The sequence below is a fragment of the Xanthomonas cucurbitae genome (genome assembly GCF_002939885.1).
Taxonomy (GTDB): Bacteria; Pseudomonadota; Gammaproteobacteria; order Xanthomonadales; family Xanthomonadaceae; genus Xanthomonas; species Xanthomonas cucurbitae.
Genome location: NZ_MDED01000020.1, coordinates 1 through 15,751 on the forward strand (window position 1 = coordinate 1; position 15,751 = coordinate 15,751).

15 protein-coding genes, 1 tRNA gene and 2 pseudogenes are annotated in these 15,751 nt (G+C 65.1%); 7 read left to right on the forward strand and 11 right to left on the reverse strand.

The window, feature by feature from the left end:
* Positions 1-229: 229 nt before the first annotated feature.
* The 3 genes from XcuCFBP2542_RS19370 to XcuCFBP2542_RS11715 form a co-directional block, all read right to left on the reverse strand.
* Complete coding sequence (locus XcuCFBP2542_RS19370; RefSeq protein ID WP_146090327.1) at positions 230-910, reverse strand: hypothetical protein; 681 nt, start codon at positions 908-910, stop codon at positions 230-232.
* A gap of 11 nt (positions 911-921) precedes the next feature.
* Entirely contained in the window at positions 922-1,338 is a 417-nt protein-coding gene (locus XcuCFBP2542_RS11710) for a hypothetical protein (protein ID WP_146090328.1), read from the reverse strand.
* Between the two features lie 129 nt (positions 1,339-1,467).
* The gene (locus XcuCFBP2542_RS11715) at positions 1,468-2,193 is read right to left on the reverse strand and encodes a hypothetical protein (protein WP_167526963.1); all 726 of its coding nucleotides are present in this window, start codon (positions 2,191-2,193) and stop codon (positions 1,468-1,470) included.
* Between the two features lie 334 nt (positions 2,194-2,527).
* Here XcuCFBP2542_RS11715 and XcuCFBP2542_RS11725 point away from each other — a divergent pair, with 334 nt between their 5' ends.
* Entirely contained in the window at positions 2,528-2,833 is a 306-nt protein-coding gene (locus XcuCFBP2542_RS11725; protein WP_249027646.1) for a hypothetical protein, read from the forward strand.
* Positions 2,830-3,246: a SymE family type I addiction module toxin gene (locus tag XcuCFBP2542_RS11730; RefSeq protein WP_104603743.1), complete on the forward strand. Its 417-nt coding sequence runs from the start codon at positions 2,830-2,832 to the stop codon at positions 3,244-3,246. The genes XcuCFBP2542_RS11725 and XcuCFBP2542_RS11730 overlap by 4 nt, the downstream gene beginning before the upstream one ends.
* 39 nt (positions 3,247-3,285) lie before the next feature.
* On the opposite strand, the pseudogene XcuCFBP2542_RS20305 reads toward XcuCFBP2542_RS11730, so the two are convergent.
* The 5 genes and pseudogenes from XcuCFBP2542_RS20305 to dtd form a co-directional block, all read right to left on the reverse strand.
* Positions 3,286-3,505, reverse strand: a pseudogene (locus XcuCFBP2542_RS20305) (IS4 family transposase); the annotation flags it as partial.
* A gap of 246 nt (positions 3,506-3,751) precedes the next feature.
* A tRNA-Ile gene (locus XcuCFBP2542_RS11735) sits at positions 3,752-3,827 on the reverse strand.
* Positions 3,828-4,051: 224 nt separating this feature from the next.
* Positions 4,052-4,374 (reverse strand): annotated as a pseudogene (locus XcuCFBP2542_RS11740) (hypothetical protein).
* Between the two features lie 172 nt (positions 4,375-4,546).
* Positions 4,547-6,424, reverse strand: a complete 1,878-nt coding sequence (gene rpoD / locus XcuCFBP2542_RS11745) for an RNA polymerase sigma factor RpoD (protein ID WP_104603745.1) — start codon at positions 6,422-6,424, stop codon at positions 4,547-4,549.
* A 107-nt stretch (positions 6,425-6,531) separates the two neighbouring features.
* Entirely contained in the window at positions 6,532-6,972 is a 441-nt protein-coding gene (dtd, locus tag XcuCFBP2542_RS11750) for a D-aminoacyl-tRNA deacylase (protein WP_104603746.1), read from the reverse strand.
* Between the two features lie 100 nt (positions 6,973-7,072).
* On the opposite strand from dtd, the gene XcuCFBP2542_RS11755 reads away from it, so the two are divergent.
* Positions 7,073-7,987: a lauroyl acyltransferase gene (locus XcuCFBP2542_RS11755; RefSeq protein WP_104603747.1), complete on the forward strand. Its 915-nt coding sequence runs from the start codon at positions 7,073-7,075 to the stop codon at positions 7,985-7,987.
* A gap of 90 nt (positions 7,988-8,077) precedes the next feature.
* Here XcuCFBP2542_RS11755 and XcuCFBP2542_RS11760 read toward each other — a convergent pair whose 3' ends face one another.
* Positions 8,078-8,599 (reverse strand): GNAT family N-acetyltransferase, encoded by a 522-nt coding sequence (locus XcuCFBP2542_RS11760; protein WP_104603748.1) that lies wholly within the window; start codon positions 8,597-8,599, stop codon positions 8,078-8,080.
* Between the two features lie 325 nt (positions 8,600-8,924).
* On the opposite strand from XcuCFBP2542_RS11760, the gene ribA reads away from it, so the two are divergent.
* From ribA to XcuCFBP2542_RS11775, 3 genes are all read left to right on the forward strand, one after another.
* On the forward strand, positions 8,925-10,058 hold the full coding sequence (gene ribA / locus XcuCFBP2542_RS11765) for a GTP cyclohydrolase II RibA (protein ID WP_104603749.1): 1,134 nt from the start codon (positions 8,925-8,927) through the stop codon (positions 10,056-10,058).
* 285 nt (positions 10,059-10,343) lie between these two features.
* Entirely contained in the window at positions 10,344-10,883 is a 540-nt protein-coding gene (locus XcuCFBP2542_RS11770) for a PH domain-containing protein (RefSeq protein WP_104603750.1), read from the forward strand.
* Complete coding sequence (locus tag XcuCFBP2542_RS11775) at positions 10,880-12,385, forward strand: PH domain-containing protein (protein WP_104603751.1); 1,506 nt, start codon at positions 10,880-10,882, stop codon at positions 12,383-12,385. Before XcuCFBP2542_RS11770 ends, XcuCFBP2542_RS11775 begins: the two co-directional genes overlap by 4 nt.
* 89 nt (positions 12,386-12,474) lie before the next feature.
* Here the strand turns inward: XcuCFBP2542_RS11775 and XcuCFBP2542_RS11780 are convergent, their stop codons facing one another.
* Positions 12,475-13,533: a CDP-glycerol glycerophosphotransferase family protein gene (locus XcuCFBP2542_RS11780; RefSeq protein ID WP_104603752.1), complete on the reverse strand. Its 1,059-nt coding sequence runs from the start codon at positions 13,531-13,533 to the stop codon at positions 12,475-12,477.
* Here XcuCFBP2542_RS11780 and XcuCFBP2542_RS11785 point away from each other — a divergent pair, their 5' ends adjacent.
* Positions 13,534-14,358 (forward strand): glycosyltransferase family 2 protein, encoded by an 825-nt coding sequence (locus XcuCFBP2542_RS11785; RefSeq protein ID WP_104603753.1) that lies wholly within the window; start codon positions 13,534-13,536, stop codon positions 14,356-14,358. It begins immediately after the preceding gene.
* An 81-nt stretch (positions 14,359-14,439) separates the two neighbouring features.
* Here the strand turns inward: XcuCFBP2542_RS11785 and XcuCFBP2542_RS11790 are convergent, their stop codons facing one another.
* Complete coding sequence (locus tag XcuCFBP2542_RS11790) at positions 14,440-15,717, reverse strand: O-antigen ligase family protein (protein ID WP_104603754.1); 1,278 nt, start codon at positions 15,715-15,717, stop codon at positions 14,440-14,442.
* Positions 15,718-15,751: the final 34 nt, after the last annotated feature.

Genomic DNA, 15,751 nt, shown 5'->3' on the forward strand with positions numbered 1-15,751 from the left:
TTGAAGACATCGGGGAGATCCGTTGGGAAGAACGCGATATCCCAACGGGCTGCTGGCTGCTTGTATAGGTGAGGTTGGCGGACGCTTACGCTGCTTCTGCGGTAAGCGCTTTTCCACCAGAACTCGCGGCTGGCGCATCGAGCCCAGTTGGCGCCCGGACCATGCCCGATGCAGTGAGTTCTGCGGATGGCTTGAAGCGTGTTTGCTGTAGTTCCAAACTTACAGCGAATTAGCGTGCGAACGTGACGTTCTTGATCTCTTTCCCAATGCTCTGCGGCGTTGTGAAGATTCCTTTGGGTGCTGCTTGGATAAACTGTGTTTGCACTTCCGGCAGCACTGCACCCACACCACCTTGGGTATACAGCGCCTGCAGCTTCGGAATAGGTTGTCCGCCTAACGAGGTAACATTCGGGTTGTTCAGGACGGCTGGCACTTCTACCTGACCGAAGACACGCTCTAGGTTGGCAGCGGAAGCAACAACTTTGATATCACCGCGCAGGGAACTTGCGAACTCGTGGGAGGCCTCGCCCCAGAGGCACCTCGACAAAGACGTCGGGTTCTGCGATGGGACGTTCGGATCGCCGTATAGGAATGAAGTTGCAGAATTCCTCGCTGTGGCCGCGTCCTGACCAAAATCTTCGAAGATTTCTCTGGCTTTCTTTTCGATTGAACTACGAACTTTTTCATCAGAAAGAAAGTGTGCTCGGGGAGTTTCATTGATGATCGGGAGCCCGGTTTCCTGCGACAGGTTGACTGATATCCTTTCGGAAGAGACATTTCCGATGGGCCTGCTATATAGAATTCCGCCTTCTTTTTCGGCTGTAGCAGCATATTGTCGTGCAATGCTTGCTATTTCTTCCAGGCTATTGGATTGTCTAATGAGTGCGACATCGCTTTTGTAGTCATTCATCTGCACATCCCCTACGAATGAGCCGATGTAACTAGCGCCCAGTCCTGCTCAAAGATCAGTTGCCCGGTGAAAAACGACTTTTTCGACTCCATTAGCACAGCTGGCCTGTCTTCGAATTGCAAACCTGCCGCAATCAACTTATTAATTAGGACCTTGACCCTCTCTAGCTCTTCAAGAGTGAATGTCTTTGTTGAGAAAGAAGGCAGTGGCATTCCGACCTGTAATTGATCTAGATATCCGAAGCGGGTGATATGGACATTGAAGTGGACCTTGTCGTCCATCCACTTTGGTTCTATCTCACCAAAGATCTCAGTTTGATCGACTTCGACCGCGAATGTGTCGTGGCCCATTTCGTCGAATCCACGAATGCCTCCAGAAAACCGTGCCCGGCCTTCTGAGAAGCTGATCCACTCAAAGGTCTCTGACATCTCAATTCCTTCTATATCAGACTATGTTGGCTTGGTAATGACAACACTTATCTAGCTGGGCAGGTGTACGGTTAGGGACTTGCAGGTTCGCCATCACAGCACAAGTAGATATCTAAGCTCGCCAGCCGATTATTTGATAAGATTACCATCTTGCCGGTTTGCCTCAACCAATAATTGCTCGTACGACTGCACACGCATACGTAGGCGAATGAGATGCCATGACGTCGCAAAGGCAAACAGCAGCGAGAAGGCCAGCACGCCCTGGATTAGGGTGATCTTGCTCAAGACCGTCCAGCCACCCCAACGCCAGTCTTTCAGTTGCAGATACAGGGCTAGCAAGACTGGCATGAAGCCCAGCTTCTCCATGCCGCCAGTGAACAACCCCAGACGGTCGTGCATGTTGCTACGACGATCGCGCATGAATGCCTCGCGCCGACGGCGTTGTTCCAGCGGAAATCTGCGAAGTGCTGCCACGATCGATTGATACTGATGGAACTCCCGCTCCATCTGTTCTGCGTGGTCTGCATAGGGGCGGCGGAACCCCCGCCATTCGCGCTTGACGGTGAGCGCTGCCGAAATCAGGAACCCTGTCAGCTCAGTCACAAGTCCGAAAACAGCTAAATAGCTGCCAGCTTTTCCGTCCAATAGAACGCCGGCCAAGATCCCAACGCCCGCACCGATCAAGCCGATCGCCAAGCTCCAGCGCTCGACTGGGCCGGCGCGGCTCTGTTCGGTCACCTGGGTGTAGTGAGCCATTGCCGCAGAGAGCGATAGAAAGCTCGGGTCTGTGAGTGTGATCGCTTCCACATCAATGTCGGCACTATGTCCGGTTACCACTTCATCCATTGAACTCATCTAGATTCCCTCGGCGATCGCGCATCGAACCAACGTCTGTGATCGTCAGTATTCCTCGGCGGCCGGCAGTACGCCACTCAAACACGCCAAGTGTCTTCTTCAGTTGCTACTGACGCGCCGCATTTTGCGTTCGCAATCTAGACTCGAGGAGCTTCGAAACTCCTTACATGGCGGTACCCACCTCCGTCAAACCAGTGGGGTTTTTGTGCCTGCATCCGGCAGGTGCAACCGACACGATGTCTGCGTCGGGAGGGCGGCTAATACAACACCCGCAAGGGGAATACGCCCGCCGGCTGTGTGCGGTTTCGAACCTCCCGACATCCCGTCGCCGTTGGTGACGGTTCTTGGGTTGTTCCAGGAGGGCGTTGCCATGTCTACCGCACCATCCCTGCCGGCATCTGTGCCGGTTGATCTGTTGCCAGCCTTCGCTCACCGCCTGCGGTGGGATATGCGTGAGGTGCTGCGCCGGCTTGCCGCATGCGCTGCGGTTGAGCAGGCGAGCGACACTCCAGCGCATCCGCTGAGTCGCCAGCTCACTGTGTTGCCGCACACCTGCAGCCGCCAGTTCGCACGCAGGACCATGGCATTGCAGCAGTGCGTCGCCGCATCCATCACCTACCGCTACCCGGAGGCGCCATGACACGCCACCGCCCACCCACGGCATCTGCCAGCGCACGGCCCACCCGCACGCGTGCGCGCCCTGCGCCACCCAAGCGGGTGCAGTGGGTGGTTGTGGAGCCCGACCGCACCAAGCTGCCACCGATGCTGCCGCCCGACCCGGACACCCTCCCGCAAGGACCCGGCACGCTACACGCACCCCGCCGCGCCCGCCGCCCGCGCCAATGCACCGTCAGCTACACGCACTATCCCGGCGCCCACGACCACGGCGGCGACCAGCACGTCCCCCACGTCCGCCTCAGCGGCCTGTGGCTAGAACAACTGGGCTTTGCCATCGGCACCAAGCTGCGCATCACCGCCAGCGCGGGGCAGGTGTTGATGGAGGTGTTGCCGCAGCGGGAGATGCCGGCCAAGGCGCGTAGCATGCGGCGGTAGACGGAACAAACAGGGCAGGTTCTTGGATATCCCCATGTCTCACGGGACCATCGTCATCTGCGCGCGCACCGCTGCCGGCGATCTGCGCAAGCGGTCCAACCAGCGCGAATCGGGTTGGATCGGCCGACGCCTGCAACGCCTCGCGGCCGACACGCAGTGTGCAATATGGCGTGCGTATGCTGTTGAAGGACGATAGCCGCTATGCGATGCCGGTGGCTTCGCAGGCCAATCTTGCCCGCCAACTGGCAGACATCGCCAGCATATGAGCAGCCACAACATCTCCGTCGCTCATCCTGCAGTTCCTTGAGTTGGACACCGTCGAGGCGTCCATGCCGCCGAACGCGCTGCGTCATCTGTGGAACGTGACCAAGGATGCCGTGCTGGCCCACACCGCTCGGAAACGGGCACGCCGCCATTGGCCTACGTGGGACGGGCTAGACAAGTTCCCGAAGAGTCACCCGCACAATGCAGCGGTGGTTTTGCGGATGCGAGCGCCGGCCTTGCATGGTGGGCCCAGAAGGATTCGAACCTTCAACCAAAGGATTATGAGTCCTCTGCTCTAACCGTTGAGCTATGGGCCCTGTTGCATCGCACTCCGATCCCGCCTCGCCATGCGTCCGGCTTGAAGGGAGCGGAGCAAGTCTACCTGCGTGCCAGCGAACTTGTCTGCTGGCTTCTGCAGGCGCGTGCGTGGGAATGGGCCGTAGGCGTTGCGAGAGTTTGTGCTGCGGCGATCAACCGCTCGATCCTGGCCCGTAGATGCCTCTCGCTGTCATGTAGACCGCGCGCGATGCAAGGCTGCGCATCAGGCATCGGCTGTTAGGCACTGCCGCTCGATCAGCTGCCGTCCGGCACGGAATCCGTCGGCGATGGCATCCTGGCAGGTGTCCAGTGTGCGGGTGTGGTCGTCGATGCGCGGCAGGCGTGTGTTGCCGCCGTCCGCATAGACATCTACCCACACTGTCCACTTGGCCGTTGGCGAGGCCTGTTCGGCGCGCACGCGAATCTCATGATCGCGGTAGGTAGTGGTCTCGAAGCGGCTTTGCCTGCTCATCGGGCGGTCTCGTTTGCAGTCGTGCGTCACTCTAGATGCCGCAGCGGAACACCGCGTGAGATTGGAAGAAACATCTACTTAATGCGCTGTTGTGGTGCGGTTTTGTCGCCAGGGCGTGAAGCCGCCTCATCCGCTTTGGTGCATTGATCGACACCGAGTCCGCACGCATGGCCGTGCCGTGCCGCAAACGCCACGGCCCCGCGTGTACGGGGCCGTGGTGTCATCACTGCATTGACGCCTAAGCGATCAATCAATGTCCAGGAACGAGCGCAGCTGTTCCGAGCGGCTGGGATGACGCAGTTTGCGCAACGCCTTGGCCTCTATCTGGCGAATGCGCTCGCGGGTGACGTCGAACTGCTTGCCCACTTCCTCCAGCGTGTGGTCGGTGTTCATGTCGATACCGAAGCGCATCCGCAGCACCTTGGCTTCACGCGGGGTCAGGCCGGCCAACACGTCGCGCACCGTCTCGGAGAGATTGATGTTGGTGGTGTTGTCGATCGGAGACTCCACATTGGTGTCCTCGATGAAGTCGCCCAGATGCGAATCCTCGTCGTCGCCGATCGGGGTTTCCATCGAGATCGGCTCCTTGGCGATTTTCATCACCTTGCGGATCTTGTCTTCCGGCATGTCCATTTCCTTGGCCAGTTCTTCCGGCGTGGCCTCGCGGCCGAACTGCTGGAGCATCTGGCGGGAAATGCGGTTCAACTTGTTGATCGTTTCGATCATGTGCACCGGGATACGAATGGTGCGCGCCTGATCGGCGATCGAGCGGGTGATGGCCTGGCGGATCCACCACGTTGCGTACGTGGAGAACTTGTAGCCGCGACGATATTCGAACTTGTCCACGGCCTTCATCAGGCCGATGTTGCCTTCCTGGATCAGGTCCAGGAACTGCAGGCCGCGGTTGGTGTACTTCTTGGCGATGGAGATGACCAGGCGCAGGTTGGCCTCGACCATTTCCTTCTTGGCCTTGCGTGCCTTGGCTTCGCCATAGGCCATCGCGCGGCTGATCTCCTTGATCTCGCCCAGGGTCAGGTAACTGGCCTTTTCCATCTCCATCGAGCCCTGCTGCTCGGAGACGATCTGGTCCTTGACGTCGCGCAGCGCGGACGACCACTTCTGCTTGCGCTTGAGTGCGTCTTCCACCCATTCCAGATTGGTCTGGTTGCCTTCCCAGGAGCGGATGAAGTCCTTGCGCGGCATGCGTGCGACGGTGGTGGCCAGGTGCAGCACCTTGCGCTCGTGGTCCTTGATGCCGTTGACCACGCCACGCAGCTGGGTGACCAGCGCGTCGGTCAGCGGCAGCGGCAGCTTGAGCGTGGTGAAGATGGCGGCCATGTCTTCGCGCGCCTTGACCACCAGCTTGTGCTCGGCGCCGTTCTTGGCATACACCTTCTTGAACTTGGCGTATTCGTTGGCCAGGTTCTCCATGCGCGTTGCCACTTCCACCGGGTCCGGGCCGGTCGGGCCGGCTTCTTCCTCGGCAGCGTCGTCATCGCCGTCTGCTTCGTCGTCGTCTTCAGCAGCGTCGTCTTCGGAGACGGCAACCGGGCCGGCGGCCGCCAGCGCCGCAGCGGCGGCGTCGGCTTCTTCGATCAGGTCGTTGAAGCCGACCACGATTTCAGCCAGGCGCTTCTTGCCTTCCTTGTGCGCTTCGTAATCGGCCAGCAGCAGTTCGGTGGACAGCGGGAATACGCCCAGCGCGGCCTGGACCTGGCTCAGGCCTTCTTCGATGCGCTTGGCGATGGCGATTTCGCCCTCGCGGGTCAGCAGCTCCACCGTGCCCATCTCGCGCATGTACATGCGCACCGGGTCGGTGGTGCGGCCACCTTCGGTATCCAGCGCGGTCAGCGCGGCAGCAGCTTCTTCGGCGGCGGTGTCGTCCACCTCGCGGTTGCCGGTGTTGCCGTCGTTGAGCAACAGGGTTTCGGCATCGGGTGCAACTTCATGGACATCGATGCCCATGCCGTTGATCATGCTGATGATGTCTTCGATCTGCTCCGGGTCGACCAGGTCGTCGGGCAGATGGTCGTTGACTTCGGCGTAGGTCAGATAGCCCTGTTCCAGGCCCTTGCTGATGAGGAGCTTGATGTCGGATTGCTGGGCAGGACGTTCGTTGGCCATGAGTGCTCGCGCCACCGGCTTTGAGATTGGAAAGAGAACCTAGCATTATACCAGCGTGAAGCCCGGTCTGCCGGATTCAAGACAGGACCGCTGGTGGACGTGGGTTTCTAGGGTCTGAGAAGGAAGGTCACCGGGCCATCGTTGACCAGGTCGACAACCATATGGGCGCCGAAATGCCCGGTTTCCACCCTGCCCTGGTGCAATTGACGGCAGATCCCTACCAATTGATTGAACGCCCGTTCAGCCTCCCCGGGCGGCGCGGCCGTACTGAAGCCCGGTCGGTTGCCGGAGCGGGTGTCGGCCGCCAGCGTGAACTGGCTGACCAGCAGCAGCCCGCCACCGGTATCGGCGAGCGAGCGGTTCATCTTGCCGGCGTCGTCGCCGAATACCCGGTAGCCGAGCAGGCGCTGGGCCAGGCGCCGGATCTGCGCATCGCCGTCGCCGGGCTCTACGCCAACCAGCGCCAGCAGCCCGGGGTCGATCTGCCCGACGATCCGGTCATCGACGCTGACCGAGGCCCGGGAGACGCGCTGGATCAAGGCGAGCATGCAGAATCCTGGGTAGCAAAGTGTGCCGCGCAGCATGCCCAGCGCTGCCCGCCCTGTCACCTACGGGCCTTCGCCGCCCACGCTGTTTAGAATTGCGGCGATGACACCTGATCTTCGCGCTCGCCTGCTCTACGCCACCGCTGCCACCGTGGGCCGCCTGCCATGGTCGCTGCTCAAGCGCGTGGCCGATACGCTGGCCTGGAGCTGGCGCAAGCTCGATGCGCGCGAAGCGCGCGTGGCACGCCGCAACCTGGAACTGGCCTACCCGGAGCTGAGCGATGCGCAGCGCGCGCAGCTGCACACGCAGATCCTGCGCTCGACCGCTCGCCAGACCCTGGAGGTGCTGCGCACCTGGACCAGCCCGCCGGCGGAGAACCTGGCGCGCCTGCAACGCAACGGCCAGGCACTCTACGACGCTGCCCTGGCCTCCGGGCGCGGGGTGATCGTGGCGGCGCCGCACTTCGGCAACTGGGAATTGCTCAATCAGTGGCTGTCCGAACGCGGCCCGATCGCCATCGTGTACCGGCCGCCTGCGTCCGAGGCGATGGACGGTTTCCTGCAGCTGGCGCGCGGCGGCGACAACGTGCGCCAGGTGCGTGCCGAAGGCCCGGCGGTGCGCCAGCTGTTCAAGGTCCTCAAAGACGGCGGTGCGGTCGGCATCCTGCCCGACCAGCAACCGAAGATGGGCGATGGCGTGTTTGCGCCGTTCTTCGGCAGGCAGGCGCTGACCATGACCCTGGTCAACCGGCTGGCCGAGCGCACCGGTGCCACCGTGTTGTATGGCTGGTGCGAGCGTGCAGGCGAGGATCTGCAGTTCGCGCTGCATGTGCAGCCGGCCGACCCGGCGGTGGCCGACCCTGACCCTGTACGCGCGGCCAGCGCGCTCAATGCCGAGATCGAGCAGATCGCCCGGCGCGATCCGGCGCAGTACCAGTGGACCTACAAGCGCTACACGCTGCGCCCGCCGGGCAGCGGCGAGGCCAACCCGTACGCGACCGAGCGGCATCCGCACTAGCGCGGCGGCGCTCCGGTCACGGTGGCGCGCACGCGGCCACAGTCTGTAAGCGGCGCGCACGCTGCAACGTTGCGCTTCAAACGTTGCGCTTCAATCGTCGTGCGGGTCGGCGGGCGTGGCCAGGATGCGCTGATAGAACGCCAGGTCCAGCCAGCGCCCGAACTTGAAGCCGGCCTCGCGCACCGTGCCGGCATGGGTGAAGCCGAACTGTTCATGCAAGGCGATGCTGGCCTGGTTGCTGGCGTCGATGCCACCGACCAGCACATGCACGCCGCGCTGCTGCGCCGCCTCGATCAAGGCCTGCAACAGCAGCCGCCCCAGCCCCTTGCCGCGATGATCGTGGTGGACGTAGATCGAGTGCTCGACGCTGTACTTGAACGCCGGCCACGCCCGGAAGGTGCCATAGCTGGCGAAGCCCATCAGGGTGCCGTCGGCGTCTTCCACCCCGATGACCGGGAAACCACCCGCCTGTTTGGTGGCGAACCAGCCGACCATGCTCTCCGGCGGGCGCGGCCGGTAGTCATACAACGCGGTCGATTGCGCGATGGCCTCGTTGAAGATGTCCAGGATGGCCGCGGCATGGCGCGCTTGGCTGCAGTCGACGATACGCATGGGATCCGCGGCGGGGGAAGGTGGTGGAATTAGAAAGCATTGCCGGGTGCTGAACAACGCGAGCGGCACACAACCAATCGGCGCCTGTCCTGCCACTCAGGGGGCAACCGTTTGGATGCAGCGTTCCATCTGCCCGTGCCACTGCCTGACGCGAACCGCGCCACAATGGCGCCGCGCGACCACCTGGCGACCGGCTGCGGCGCGACTGGCCGAGGGGCGTCGCTGTCGCGCGTGCGGTGGCGCGGCGCGCGACCGTGGCATGGCCGCGCCGGGCGCCGCATGAGCGTCTTGAAGCAGCCGTGGCAATCCCCATCTGGAGTCGTGCATGAGCAGCCCCGTCCCCTCCCCCAGCGCACAGGCCTTCGGCGATCCGGCAGCGATCCGCTGCGAGCGCGCCGCCTCCGAACTGCGCGCCGGCCGGCCGGTGCTGCTGACCGCTACCGCTGGGCAGGCGCGCGCGGTGCTGGCGCTGGACAGCAGCACCGCGCCATCGTACGCAGCATTCGCGCGCGCCGCGCAGGGGCGCCACTATCTGTTCGTGACGCCCACACGCGCGCAGGTGCTGGGGCTGACCGCACCGCAGGGCGCACGCGTGGCCTTGCGTGAACTCAGCTACGACCAGCTGGCTGCGCTGGCCTACCTGCGCGATACCCCGGTGCCAGCGCAGTGGAGCGCAGGCGATGCACTGGATGCCGGGAGCGTGGAGATTGCGCGGCTGGGGCTGCTGCTGCCGGCGCTGCTGGCAGTGGATCTGCCCGATGTGCACGACCATGCCGCCTTCGCCGGCTGCCAGTCGCTGGCACTGGACGACCTGGGCAGCGGGTGCGCCAAGTCGGCTGCTGCCGGCTACGAGCTGGTCACCCGCACCCCGGTGCCGCTGCGCGGCCTGGGCATGAGCGAATTCGTGGTGTTCCGTGGCGGCGTGGCGCAGCGCGACCAGGTGGCGATCGTGGTCGGCCAGCCCGACCTATCGGCGGCGGTGCCGGTGCGTGTGCATTCCTCGTGCCTGACCGGCGACCTGTTCGGTTCGCTCAAGTGCGATTGTGGCGACCAGTTGCGGCATGGGCTGGCCAAGCTGAAGGAGCTGGGCGGTGGCGTGCTGCTGTATCTGGACCAGGAAGGTCGCGGCACCGGCATCGCCGCCAAGATGCGCGCCTACGGGTACCAGCATGCCGGCCTGGACACCATCGATGCCGATGCGCAGCTGGGCTTCGGGCCGGACGAGCGCCGTTACGGCGGCGCGGTGGCGATGTTGCACGGACTGGGCATCGACCACATCCGCCTGCTCACCAACAACCCGGCCAAGGTCGAGCGCTTGCGCGCGGCCGGCATCGCGGTGGACGACCGCATTCCGGTCACCGGCGACATCACCCCGGAAAACGAACAGTATCTGCGGACCAAGGCCACGCGCGCCGGCCATGCGCTGGATGTGGATGCGCTGATCCTGGCGGCGCAGTAGCGCGCTTCGGACCCTCGCTCCGGCCTGGCGCGGGCGGCGGCCGCGTCGCGCGGGCGCCCAGCAGCGGCGCCTACCGCTCCCCGCCCGCAAGCGCAGCGGCCAGGCCGGCCTCGCGCTACAGCCCGGGCAGCGCATCGGCGTGCTGCCACCGCAACCTCGGTCCCGCGCGGCTGGCACAGCCCGGCCGGCAGGCTCGCGGCCGCAGCGGCGGCATCGGCGCCGCGTCGGATGCAGAGCGTCCGTGTGCCCGGCTATGCTGGCGAACCGCTTTAGCAGGCCCGCCTCGTGCACGACGCACCACCACCGCACCCCGACATCCTGGTTCGCGCAGAGCCCACGCCGCCGGTCCCGGACCATGCGCAGTGGCAACAGCTGCCGCAACGCGGTGCCTACGTGGCGGCAGTCAATGGTGCGCTGGGCGGCGGCGGCACGGCCTTGATCGCGGCCGGGGTGGCCGCGACGGTGCTGCACGTCTGGCGGTACTGGCCGGCCGTGCTGGGCGTCATGCTGGTGGCTGCGCTGCTGGGTGCCTGGTTGGCGGTCAAACGCCACCGACTCACGCTGTGGAAACTCGACACGCATGGACTGGCGCTGCAGCGCGGCCATCTGTGGCAAAGCGATACCCGGGTTCCGATGTCGCGCGTGCAGCACGTCGACCTACGCCGCGGCCCGATCGAACGCGCCACGCGGCTGACCACGCTGGTGGTACACACCGCCGGTAGCCGGCTCAACGCCGTGGCGCTGTCTGGCCTGGATCAGGCCGATGCCGAACGCTTGCGCGACCGTCTTGCGCGCCAGCTCGATCACCACGACGACGCGCTGTGAGTGCGGTCCAGCACGCCGGCGACGACGACGAGCAGCGCCTGCATCCGCTGTCGTGGGTGTTCGTGCTGCTGCAGCAGATCCGCCAGTTCCTGATCCCGCTGGTGGCCCTGATCGTCTTCGGCAGCCGCGACGGCAACCGCGACTCGGCCGATCACATCGCCACCGGCCTGGTGATCGCGGCGCTGGTGGTCATTTCGGTGCTGCGCTACTTCACCTATCGCTACCGCATCGGCCAAGACAGCGTGGCCATCCGCAGTGGGCTGCTCGAACGCAGCCGGCGCGACATTCCGTTCGCCCGCATCCACAACGTGGTGGTGCATCAATCCTTGCTGCACCGGCTGACGGGAGTGGCCGAGGTGCGGCTGGAATCGGCCGGCGGCCGCAAGCCGGAAGCGCAGATGCGCGTGCTGCGGCTGGACCAGGCACTGGCGCTGGAAGACCTGATCCGGCGCCGCGTGCACCATGCCGCGCCGCTCGCCGCGCCCATGGAAGAGCACAGCACCCTGCTGCGCCTGCCGGTGGCCGAAGTGATCCGCCTGGGCCTGATCTCCAACCGCGGCATGGTGGTGGTGGCTGCCGCCTTCGGCGTGATCTACCAGCTGATTCCGCGCCGCGTGGCGTCCAATTTCATCGAAACCAACGGCGAGCTGGCCTACCGCTATGTCAGCCAGGTGCACCCGGGCGCTGCGGTGACCGCCACGCTGGTGACGATCGCCTGCCTGGCGGTGCTGCTGGCGATGCGCGCATTGTCGGTGGCCCTGGCCGTGGCGCAGTACCACGGCTTCCACCTGAGCGAATCGGAACGCCGCCTCACCGTGGAACGCGGCCTGCTGACCCGCATCCGCAGCAGCGTGGCATTGCGGCGCATCCAGGCGTGGACCGTGTACGAAAGCCGGCTGCATCGGCTGTTCGGTCGCCGTCAGTTGCGCGTGGATACCGCGGTGGCCGGCGCGGGCGACAACCAGGACAGCGCATTGAAGGAGCTGGCACCGATCGCCGACCCACACCGCTGCGATGCCCTGTTGCAGCGCTTGTTGCCCGGTATCGCCTGGCCGCCGGCGCAGTGGCAGGCCATCGCCACCCATTGCTGGTGGCGCCTGAGCCTGCCGACGGCGTTGCTGTTGCTGCCACTGGTGGCCGCGCTGGCGTGGCAATTTGGCCATCAGGCGGCCTGGTTGCTGCTGTGGCTACCGTGGAGTGCGTTCAAGGCCTACCGGCAGGTGCAGCGCATGGGCTATGCCGTGGATGCGCGTTACGTGGCCGTGCGCGGTGGCTGGTGGAAGCGCTGGTGGCGGCTGGCCGAACTGGACAAGTTGCAGGCACTGCAGTTGCAACGCTCACCGCTGGATCGCCTGACCGGCACCGCCACGCTGTGGCTGGACACCGCCGGTGCCAGCGCCACCGGCCCGGCCTTGCGGTTGCGCTTCGTGCCCTTGGCGCAGGCGCAGGCGCTGCAGGCGCAACTTGGCGCCGCGCTGGCCCGTCGCAAGCTGCGCTGGTGATCGGGAATCGGGAATCGGGATTGGGGAATCGGGATCGGGTGGACGTTGCTGTTGGCAGCGTTATCTCGGCAGCGATCGACCAGTGGCCATCAATGCTGCGCCGGACCCCAATAGCCAAGTTCGCGCCGGATCTGTAGTCCTCGCCATCGCGCGCCCAGCGGCTTGCTGCGCAATGTGCCGAGCCTGCCGGCGATGAAGTCCTCGGTGGCGGCAATCACCCGCTCCGACGAATGCCCGTCGCGATACGGGTGGATCGCATCGGCATAGGCGGCCAGTGCGCTACGCAACTCGGCATCCGGTGCCAGCGCGCGCGCCAGCTGTTGCGGCAGTTGCTCGGGCTGCGCGAAGTTGAGCATATGCGGCTGCGGCACGCGGTTGCGAAAGGTCACCACCGGTTTGTGCTGCACCACGAACTCGGACACGATCGACGAGGTGTCCGACACCAGCACGTCGGCCGCACGCTGCGCGGCCATCACCTCTTCCGGCTCGACGAAGCGTGCATTGGCGCCGGCCAGCGCGCGATAACGATCGAACAATTCCGATGCGCACTTGGGGTGCAGTGTCAGCAACCAGTAATGCGTGCCGCGCGCGATGTCGGCGGCAATCTCATCAAAGAGCACCGGTGCCGCGCTCAACCGCTCGGTGAAGGTGGAACCGAACAGGATCGTCGGGCGTCCGTTGGCCGGGGCGCGCAGTGCGGCACTGTGTCCGCCATCGTCGCGGAACACCGGGTCGAGCTTGGGCCAGCCGGTCTCGGCCACCGCAAAATGCCCTTCGCGCGCGGCCAGCGCACGGAACGGTGCGGTGGTGGCCGGGCCTTGCGTGCAGTACAGATCGAACAGCCCACGCACGCGGAAATGCCCACGGTTGTCTTCGCGCTTTTGCACGTTGAAGCCATGGAACAGCTGCACCTTGGCGCCGGACACGAACGGTGCCACCCAGTTGGCCGCGCTGAACACCGCACGCGGACGCAAGGCCAGTGCGTCGCGCAAGCCCACTTCGCGCACGCCCGGCAGCGTCAGGCCGCGCGCGCCGCCTTCGTACCAGGCGGACACCGCATCGCCACGGGCCTGTAATGCCTGCGCCAATGGCGCCAGAATAGGCAAGGCGTAACGTTCCGTTGCGAACAGCAGGTAATCGGCCATCACATGTCCTCTTCGACCGCACCCGACCAACGGCCGCGCATCAGCGCCTGCATTATCGCGTTCAACGAGGCCGATCGCCTACGCGACTGCCTGACCTCGCTGGCATTTTGCGACGAGATCGTGGTGGTGGACTCCGGCTCCACCGATGCCACCGCCGCCATCGCCGGCGCGCAGGGCGCGCGCGTGCTGCAACGCGCCTTCGACGGCTACCGCAGCCAGAAGGCCTACTGCGTCCAGCAGGCCAGCCACGATTGGGTGCTGTGCCTGGATGCGGACGAACGCATCAGCGACACCCTGCGCGATGCCATCCTCGCGGCGCGCGATGCCGGCTTCGCCGGCGCCGCCGGCTACCGATTTGCGCGGCTGTCGGATTACTTCGGTCGCTTCCTGCGCCACGGCAACGCGTATCCGGACCGCGTGCTGCGCCTGTTCGACCGACGCCGTGGCGGCTGGCGCGGCAAGCGCGAGATCCACGAAGCGGCCAGCGTGGATGGCGCGGTCATCACCCTGGCCGGCGACCTGATCCACTACCCCTACCGCTCGCTGGCACAACAACTGGCCAAGACCCAGCGCTATGCGCAGATGATGGCCGAACACGATCACGCACGCGGCAAGCGCGCCACCTGGAGCAAGCTGGTGCTGGCGCCGGCCTGGCGCTTCTGGCGCGGCTACCTGCTGCGTGGCGGGTTTCGCGATGGCTGGCACGGTCTGATCTATGCCTACGTGCGCGCCAACTACGTGCGCCAGAAGACCATCATGCTGTGGCTGTTGCAGCACGACCAGCCCGTGCAGGACCCACCGCGCACATCGGATCGGCGTGACGATTGAATGCGGCGTGCGCGGCGGCCGGTGCCGTGGGCAATCGGCCGCCGACACTTCGGCATGCCAGGCGCCATTGGCACGCGCAGCTCAGGCAGTGCCCAGCGCTTGCCTGGCCTGCTCCGCCTGACGCACCGCAAGGCCGGTCAGCACGCCCACCATGGCCGTGTAGAAGCTGGCCGAGATCTGGTGCGCAAACATCGATTGCGTCAGCCCGCACAAGGCGTAACCGATCACGATCATCACCCCGGCCGCCGCCGGGCCGCGGAACTGCGCCTGCCCGCTGCGCCGATGCAGACGCACGAACATCCACAGCGGAATCCCATAGACCGCCAGCAGCAGGAACACCCCCGGCACGCCCTGGGTGGCGCCCCATTCGGCCAGGTCGTTGTGCGCATGGCCCAGGTGGCACCGCAGCATCCAGGTATCGCCGGCGCAGACCGGCAACTCGCGCATCGCATCGTCGAAACGGCCCACGCCCACGCCGGTCAGCGGGTGCGCCAGCAGCGTGTCCCAGGCCACATGCAGACGCTCGATGCGCGCCCCGGCCGACGAATCGGCATCGCCAACCTCATAACGCTGCAGATCGCTCTGCAATTCTCCAAGACGCATCTGCTCGGTCAGTGCCGGCACGCTGAAGACCACCGCCACCGCCACCGCCGCGCTGCCCACGAAACTCAACAACCGCAGCCGCGCGCTCTGCCAGGGTGCCTCCCAAATCAGCACGCCCAGCGTCAGCAACGCGGCCAGCCACACCCCGCGGCTACCGCTGAGCACAATCACCACCACCGCGGCGATGGCCGCACCCAGCAACCAACGCATGCCGCCGACCGGCCGACAGAACGCCACCACCACCAGCAACAGCACCGTCAGGTCGGCGAACACGATGGCGTTGGTCCATCCCTCGGCACGGTCGGCGCCGTTACCGACCTGCACCACGGCGATCAACGTGGCCGCGAACACGCCAACCAGCGCTCCACGCCATAGCCAGACCTGGCGCGGCTGCAGGGCGTAGGCCCACAGCGCCGCCCACGGCAGCACCAGGAAGCGCGAGCGGTTGTCGACATCGCGTAACGCCGGCTCGAACAAGGCGATCGACAGCAGCGACATCGCGATCACCGCCACCGTCAGCCAGCACAGCGTCCGCAACGGCCAGCGGCGCGCGCCGATACCGGCACCCAACGCGCGCCACCCAACCAGCGTACCGAGCAACAAGCACAGGCCAAACGGCAGCAGGCCACCGGGGATGCTGACCACCAACGCGGTCAGGCAGAACAGACCCAGCTCGGCGATGCCCCGTCCCGCCCGCGACGATGCGATGGAGCCAAGCGGTGTGGGCGAAGTGGACGGGGGACAAGAGAAAGTCATCGGCACTTCGATGGCAAGGAATGAAGGGAAGCGC

Coding starts and splice junctions, on each gene's coding strand:
- XcuCFBP2542_RS11710 (WP_146090328.1), bottom strand. CDS start 1,338: ATGTCAGAGACCTTTGAGTGGATCAGCTTCTCAGAAGGCCGGGCACGG.
- ribA (WP_104603749.1), top strand. CDS start 8,925: ATGAGCAGCCCCGTCCCCTCCCCCAGCGCACAGGCCTTCGGCGATCCG.
- rpoD (WP_104603745.1), bottom strand. CDS start 6,424: ATGGCCAACGAACGTCCTGCCCAGCAATCCGACATCAAGCTCCTCATC.
- XcuCFBP2542_RS11755 (WP_104603747.1), top strand. CDS start 7,073: ATGACACCTGATCTTCGCGCTCGCCTGCTCTACGCCACCGCTGCCACC.
- XcuCFBP2542_RS19370 (WP_146090327.1), bottom strand. CDS start 910: ATGAATGACTACAAAAGCGATGTCGCACTCATTAGACAATCCAATAGC.
- XcuCFBP2542_RS11790 (WP_104603754.1), bottom strand. CDS start 15,717: ATGACTTTCTCTTGTCCCCCGTCCACTTCGCCCACACCGCTTGGCTCC.
- XcuCFBP2542_RS11785 (WP_104603753.1), top strand. CDS start 13,534: ATGTCCTCTTCGACCGCACCCGACCAACGGCCGCGCATCAGCGCCTGC.
- dtd (WP_104603746.1), bottom strand. CDS start 6,972: ATGCTCGCCTTGATCCAGCGCGTCTCCCGGGCCTCGGTCAGCGTCGAT.
- XcuCFBP2542_RS11760 (WP_104603748.1), bottom strand. CDS start 8,599: ATGCGTATCGTCGACTGCAGCCAAGCGCGCCATGCCGCGGCCATCCTG.
- XcuCFBP2542_RS11715 (WP_167526963.1), bottom strand. CDS start 2,193: ATGAGTTCAATGGATGAAGTGGTAACCGGACATAGTGCCGACATTGAT.
- XcuCFBP2542_RS11730 (WP_104603743.1), top strand. CDS start 2,830: ATGACACGCCACCGCCCACCCACGGCATCTGCCAGCGCACGGCCCACC.